Source organism: Saccharopolyspora sp. NPDC002686 (assembly GCF_040295745.1).
GTDB classification, from domain to species: domain Bacteria; phylum Actinomycetota; class Actinomycetes; order Mycobacteriales; family Pseudonocardiaceae; genus Saccharopolyspora; species Saccharopolyspora oryzae.
Genome location: NZ_JBEOVY010000392.1, coordinates 1 through 6,704 on the forward strand (window position 1 = coordinate 1; position 6,704 = coordinate 6,704).

Consider the following 6,704-nt stretch of genomic DNA (forward strand, 5'->3'; position numbering starts at 1 on the left):
GGACAGGTTCCGGGTCCTGTGGAGAACTTCCGCAAATTCAATGGAAATTGGACATCCAAATTCCATTGAATTTGCGTCGGGAGCGGGGGACGGGGATCAGCGGGGGAGCCATTCGGGGTGGGAGGAGCCTCGGGGGACGAGGACGTGGCGGTAGTTCCCGGGGGTTTCGCTCATCGAGACCTGGTCGGTGACGCCCTGGTAGTGGCCCAGCGGGGTGTCCGCGGTGAAGGTCTCCGGGTCCAGGTAGGCGTGCTCCTCGCCGGTGCCGGCGATCGACCGGGCGTAGTCGCGGTCGAAGACGCCCATGCTCAAGATCCACAGCGCGGCGCGGGTCAGCGAGACGTGCACGCGGTAGCTGCCGCCTTCGGTGGCGCGGCGGATGAGCGCCTGCGCGGCGCCGAGGGCCATCAGCCAGGACACGATGTAGTCGTTGACCACCAGGATCGGCGGCAGCTGCGGGGTTTCGCCGTCGCCTTCGAGGTTCATCATGCCCACCACGCTGCCGGCGGACTGGTCGAACCCGACCCGCCCGGCCCACGGTCCGGTGCGGCCGTTGAACGACGCCGTGACGTGGACGATGCCCGGTCGGGTCGCCGCGGCCTGCTCCGGCGAGAGGCCGATCTCCTCCAGGTATCCGGGGCGCCGGTTGGCGTAGAAGACGTCGGCGTCGGCGAGCAGCCGCTGGACCAGCTGCGGTCCACCGCCCCGGCGCGGATCCACTGTGGAGGAACGCACGCCGACGTTGGCGGTGATGTAGGTCGTGTCGTGCTCGAGTTCGTTCGGCCGCCACAGGTTCAGCACGTCGGCGCCGTGCAGCGCCAACGCCCGCCCGGCGCCCGCGCCGGCGATCACGTGCCCCATGCCCAGCGCGCGGATGCCGTCCAGCGGCGCGCTGCCGCCCGGCCGGAACGGTTCGGGCTCGCTGTCGCCGATCTTGGTGATCTCGACCAGCGGCTGGTGGACCAGGGACTGCTGGTAGTGGGGTTCGGCGAACAGCTCGGCCGGGGTGCGCAGCATCGGCATCACCACGCCCGCCTCGACGCCGGCGTCCTCCAGGTCGCGGGCCCGCCACTGGGCGATGGCCTTGGCGACGGCGTCGGCGTCGTCGGGCACGCCGAGCAGCTTCTGGGCCGCGACCTTCAGCTTCGGGTAGGGGTTGAGCGGCATCACCCAGCGGTCGTCCGCCGTGCGGTAGAAGGCGAAGCCGAGGGCGTTGCTGGCGTTGGCCGGGCTGGCCGCGGGATAGCCGTTGAGCAGTTCCCACTTGCGGTCGTAGAACGGGCACAGCCGGTGCGGGGCGCGGCGCAGGTCCACCGCGATGTCCTGGCCGGGGCCGCCGCGCAGCTGCCAGATCTTGGCCATCGCCACCGACTTCGCGGCCAGCGCGATGCTGGCGGCGCCGCCGAGCCGCAGCGTGCTGGGCACCACCGGGTCGGCGCCGCGGAAGGTGATCCGCCCGCCGGCGTCCGCCGGGTCGAGGTCGACTCCGGCGAGCACTTCGGTCAGCTCGGCGAGCGGGTCGAACGCGTCATCGGTCGCGGGGTCGGCCACCGCGCTGGTGATCCGCTCGGTCAGCGACATGGTGCCTCCAGTGCACTTCGACGAACCAGGAGTCGTTATCCATGCTAACTAGACGCTGGTGCGGACGGCTCGACCGTTTCGCGGATCTCGGCGTGACCGCAGCGGTCACGGTCGGATGGCCGGCTCGCCCGCGTACTGGTAGCGCCACACTCCGTCGGAGCGGCGGTCGCGGCGGTCGTACTGCGCGCACGGCGACTCGCCGTCGCGCGGGGAGGGGAAGGTGAACTGGCCGATGGGTAAGTCCGCTTCCGGCGAGGGGATGATGAAGGACCGGCCGTCCTCCGGCCCGCCGATCAGTTCGGCGTGCACGTGCTGCTGCATGGATGCTCTCCCTGGCGTCGGCGCAACATCGCGTTTCTCGCCCAATAGGAACAAATGCGCTGGCCGTTGGTTCCAGGTTTCACCCGATCGTCTCAACTTGATGTGTCAGCAGGCGGTTTCGCGCCGCACGTCGATCGCGCTTGGTTAGCGGACGAACACTCCGGGTAGGCCGAGGACGTGGCCGAGGACGAGTTGGCGACTTACCGGCGCAAGCGGGATCTGCGGCGTTCCGGGGAGCCGAGCGGCGGTTCGCCCGGTGCTCAGCCGCGCTTCGCGGTGCAGCGGCACGAGGCCTCCACGCTGCACTACGACTTCCGGCTCGAGGTCGACGGCGTGCTCAAGTCGTGGGCGGTGCCGAAGGGGCCGTCGCTGGATCCGCGCGAGAAGCGGTTGGCCACGCCGACCGAGGACCACCCGCTGGACTACGCGGACTTCGAAGGCGAGATCCCGGAGGGCTACGGCGCGGGCACGGTGGTCGTCTGGGACACCGGCACCTACCGCAACGACACCGAGCGCGACGGCGAGCCGGTGCCGATGGCCGACGCGCTGGAGGCCGGGCACGTCAAGGTCTGGCTGAACGGGTCGAAGCTGTGCGGTGGTTTCGCCTTGACGCGCAGCGAGATCCGCGGGCGCGAGCAGTGGCTGCTGGTGAAGGTCGACGACGAGGGCGCCGACCGGCGGCGCAACCCGGTGAGCACCCAGCCCGAGTCGGTGGTCTCCGGGCGGACCAACGACGAGCTGCGGTGATCCGGGGTGACGGCGCAGCTGGAAGTCCAGGGACGGCGCTTCGAAGTGTCCAATCCGGACAAAGTCCTCTACCCGGATGCCGGCTACCGCAAGCAGGACGTGCTCGACTACTACCGCTCGGTCGCCGAGGCGATGGTCCCCCACACCAGCGGAAAACCGTTGACGCTGCGGCGGTTCCCGGACGGGATCGACGAAGGCGGGTTCTTCCAGAAGGAGGCCTCGGACCACTTCCCGGACTGGATCCGGGTGGTGTCGGTGCCGCAGCGCGGTGAGCGCGGAGTGGTGCACCACGTGGTCCTCGACGACCCGGCGACGCTGCTCTACCTGGCCGGCCAGGCCTGCCTGGAGTTCCACATCGGTCTCGCCACCGTGGACGACCTGGAACGGCCGGTGCTGGTGGTGCTCGACCTGGACCCGCCGGACGGGGTGTCGCTGACCGAGCTGCGCGAGGTGGTCCGCCGGATGTGCGAGCGGTTCCGCGATGCCGGGCTGGAACCGCACGTGCAGGCCACCGGCGGTCGAGGCTTCCACGTCGCCGCACCGCTGCGCGCCGAGCGCGAGTTCGACGAGGTCCGGGCCGACCTGCGCGAGCTGGCCGAGCGCGCGGTGCGCGACGAACCGGACCGGCTCACCGTCGAGCAGCGGAAGGACAAGCGCGGCGACCGGATCTTCCTGGACACCAACCGCAACGCCTACGGCCAGACCATGATCGCGCCCTACTCGCTGCGCGCCCGCCCCGGCGCCCCGGCCGCGACCCCGCTGGACCTCGACGAGATCAGCCGCGCGGAACCGCAGTCCTACGGCCTGGCGAACATGGCGCGTCGGCTGGCGCAGAAGAACGATCCGTGGGCGGGAATGCGGCCCGGTTGACACGGGTAGGCCTGATGAACAGGCCTTGAGGGGAGGGGCAGTGGACACCGAGATCACCCTCGTCGTCGACGGCGTCGAGCACCGGGTCACCGTCGACACCCGCACCACGGTGCTCGACGCGCTGCGGGAACGGCTCGGCATCACCGGTCCGAAGAAGGGCTGCGACCACGGCCAGTGCGGCGCGTGCACGCTGCTGCTCGACGACCGCCGGGTCAACAGCTGCCTGATGCTGGCGGTGGCCTACGACGGTGCGAACCTGCGCACCGCCGACGGCTTGACCGACGGCGACCTGCACCCGGTGCAGCGCTCGTTCATCGAGCACGACGCCTTCCAGTGCGGTTATTGCACGCCAGGGCAGGTGGTGTCGGCGGTGGGCATGTTGCACGAGATGCGCGAAGGCGAGCCGAGCGCGGTCACCGCCGACGGGGCGGAGCTGGCCGACGAGGTGCGCGAGCGGATGAGCGGGAACCTCTGCCGCTGCGGTGCTTACGCCAACATGGTTCCGGCCATCGTGGAGGTAGTGCAGCGATGAGGCCGTTCCGCTACCAGCGCGTTCCGGACGTCGACAGCGCCGTGAGCACGATCGCCGCCGCACCCGGCGCGGCCTTCCTGGCCGGGGGCACCAACCTGGTCGACCTGATGAAGCTGGAGGTCGAGGTCCCGGACCTGCTGGTCGACGTCCGGCAGCTGACCTCCGACTGGATCGAGCCGCGGCCGGACTTCGTGCGGATCGGCGCGGCCGTCACCAACAGCGCGCTGGCCGCCGACCCGGTGATCCGCCGCCGGTTCCCGGTGCTGTCGCAGGCAGTCCTGGCCGGTGCTTCCGGGCAGCTGCGCAACCTGGCCACGGCCGGCGGAAACCTGTTGCAGCGCACCAGATGCCCGTACTTCCAGGACATCAACACGCCGTGCAACAAGCGCGAACCGGGCACCGGCTGTTCGGCGCGGGAGGGATTCCACCGCGAACACGCCATCCTCGGCGCGTCCGAATCCTGCATCGCCACGCACCCCTCCGACATGGCCGTGGCGCTCGTCGCCCTCGACGCCGTGGTGAACACCGAGGGGCCGCGCGGGCCGCGATCGATTCCGCTGGTGGACCTGCACCGGCTGCCCGGCGACGCGCCGGAGCGGGACACGGTCCTGGAGCACGGCGAGCTGATCACCTCGATCGACGTCCCGAGCTCGGACCTCGCCGTCAACTCCCGGTACCGCAAGGCCCGCGACCGCGCGTCCTTCGCGTTCGCGCTGGTGTCGGTGGCGGCTGCCGTCGACGTCGCCGACGGGGCGGTGCGCGACGTCCGACTGGCACTGGGCGGCGTCGCGCACAAGCCCTGGCGGGCCACCACCGCCGAAGCCGCGCTGCGCGGCGGTGCCGCGTCGGCTGATGCGTTCCGCCGTGCCGCCGACGCCGAACTCGACGCGGCACGCCCGCTGCCCGGCAACGAGTTCAAGGTCCCGTTGGCGCGCAACATGATCGTCGGTGTGCTGTCCGAGCTGTCGGGGGTGCCGGGATGACCGCGACGACCAGCATCATCGGTGCCCCGGTGGACCGGATCGAAGGGGTCGAGAAGGTCCGGGGCGCGGCGCTGTACGCGGCGGAGCACCCGGTCGACCAGCCGGTGTACGCCGTCCCGCTGCAGGCGGAGATCGCGCTCGGCCGGATCACCGGCATCGATCCCACCGAGGCGATGACCGAACCCGGGGTGATCGGGGTGCTCACCCACGAGAACGCCCCGAAGCTGGCCTCGAGGAGCGACGCGGAACTGGCCATCCTGCAGTCCCCGGACATCGCCTTCCACGGACAGCTCATCGGCGCGGTGCTCGCCGAGAGCATCGAGACCGCCCGACGGGCGGCGCAGCTGGTGCACATCGGCTACGAGCAGCGCGCGCACGACGTCGACCTGCACCCGGCGCGTTCGGACCTGGTCAAACCCGAACTCGTCAACGGCGGGTTCCAGACCGACACCGCGGAAGGCGACGTGGACGCCGCTCTGGCCAGCTCCGCGGTGGTGCACGACGCCGTCTACACCACGCCGCAGGAGCACAACAACCCGCTCGAACCGCACGCCACGATCGCGATCTGGACCGAAGGCGAGCTCACCCTCTACGACTCCACGCAGGGCGTGCACTGGGTGCGCGACAGCATCGCCGCGGTGTTCGGCCTGGACCAGCAGCGCATCCACGTGGTGTGCCCGCACGTGGGCGGCGGTTTCGGGTCGAAGGGACTGCCGCACGCGCACGTGGTGCTGGCCGCGATGGCCGCCCAGCAGGTCACCCCGCGCCCGGTGAAGCTGGTGATGACCAGGCAGCAGATGTTCACCGTCGTCGGCTACCGCACCGGCACCTTCCAGCGCATCAGGCTCGGCAGCGACGCCGCCGGGCGGTTGACCGCGATCAGCCACGACGCGGTGTCGCAGACCTCCCGGATCAAGGAGTTCGTCGAGCAGACCGCGGTGCCCACCCGCACCATGTACGCCGCTCCGAACCGCCGCACCACCCACCGGGTCGCCGAGCTCGACGTGCCGGTGCCGTCGTGGATGCGGGCTCCCGGCGAGTGCCCCGGCATGTTCGGCCTGGAGGTGGCGATGGACGAGATGGCCATCGCCTGCGGCCTGGACCCGGTGGAGTTCCGCATCCGCAACGAACCGGACACCGACCCGGCGACCGGCCGCGCCTTCTCCAGCCGGAACCTGGTCGCCTGCCTGTGCGAAGGCGCGCAGCGCTTCGGCTGGGCGCAGCGCGATCCCACCCCGCGCTCCGGCCGCGACGGCCGCTGGCTGGTGGGCACCGGGGTGGCCGCGTCGACCTACCCGGTGTTCTCCATGCCCGGAACGCGCGCCACCGTCCAAGCCCGACCGGACGGCCGCTACCGGGTCCTCATCGGCGCGGCCGACATCGGAACCGGCGCGTGGACGGCGCTGACCCAGATCGCGGCGGACGCGCTGGACGTGCCCATGTCCGAGGTGCAGCTGAGCATCGGCGACACCGACCTGCCCTACGCGTCCGGAGCCGGCGGCTCGACCGGGATCGGGTGCTGGGGCTCGGCGATCGTGGACGCCGCCCGCCGCCTGCGCGCGCAGCTGCCCAACGGCGATGTAGAAGAGCGTTCGGTGCGCGTCGTCGCCCGGAATCGGGAAGAAGTCGTACGTGATCGCGATAGCGGATGCCGCGGCGGTGACCAGCCC

At 71.1% G+C, this 6,704-nt stretch carries 7 protein-coding genes; 5 read left to right on the plus strand and 2 right to left on the minus strand.

The window, feature by feature from the left end; genetic code table 11:
* Nucleotides 1-96: 96 nt before the first annotated feature.
* The gene (locus tag ABTZ89_RS33445; RefSeq protein WP_351052346.1) at nt 97-1,581 is read right to left on the minus strand and encodes a CoA transferase; all 1,485 of its coding nucleotides are present in this window, start codon (nt 1,579-1,581) and stop codon (nt 97-99) included.
* A gap of 105 nt (nt 1,582-1,686) precedes the next feature.
* Nucleotides 1,687-1,902 (minus strand): DUF8847 domain-containing protein, encoded by a 216-nt coding sequence (locus tag ABTZ89_RS33450; RefSeq protein WP_270951004.1) that lies wholly within the window; start codon nt 1,900-1,902, stop codon nt 1,687-1,689.
* A 177-nt stretch (nt 1,903-2,079) separates the two neighbouring features.
* Between ABTZ89_RS33450 and ABTZ89_RS33455 the strand changes: the two genes are divergently transcribed.
* The 5 genes from ABTZ89_RS33455 to ABTZ89_RS33475 all read left to right on the plus strand — a co-directional run.
* Nucleotides 2,080-2,649: a DNA polymerase ligase N-terminal domain-containing protein gene (locus ABTZ89_RS33455; protein WP_351052350.1), complete on the plus strand. Its 570-nt coding sequence runs from the start codon at nt 2,080-2,082 to the stop codon at nt 2,647-2,649.
* A gap of 6 nt (nt 2,650-2,655) precedes the next feature.
* The gene (gene ligD, locus ABTZ89_RS33460) at nt 2,656-3,519 is read left to right on the plus strand and encodes a non-homologous end-joining DNA ligase (protein WP_270951002.1); all 864 of its coding nucleotides are present in this window, start codon (nt 2,656-2,658) and stop codon (nt 3,517-3,519) included.
* Between the two features lie 40 nt (nt 3,520-3,559).
* The gene (locus tag ABTZ89_RS33465; protein ID WP_270951001.1) at nt 3,560-4,051 is read left to right on the plus strand and encodes a 2Fe-2S iron-sulfur cluster-binding protein; all 492 of its coding nucleotides are present in this window, start codon (nt 3,560-3,562) and stop codon (nt 4,049-4,051) included.
* Nucleotides 4,048-5,034, plus strand: coding sequence for an FAD binding domain-containing protein (locus tag ABTZ89_RS33470; RefSeq protein WP_270951000.1), 987 nt, complete (start codon nt 4,048-4,050; stop codon nt 5,032-5,034). The genes ABTZ89_RS33465 and ABTZ89_RS33470 overlap by 4 nt, the downstream gene beginning before the upstream one ends.
* A partial coding sequence (locus ABTZ89_RS33475; RefSeq protein ID WP_351052355.1) for a xanthine dehydrogenase family protein molybdopterin-binding subunit occupies nt 5,031-6,704 on the plus strand: 1,674 nt, incomplete at its 3' end. The genes ABTZ89_RS33470 and ABTZ89_RS33475, both read left to right, overlap by 4 nt.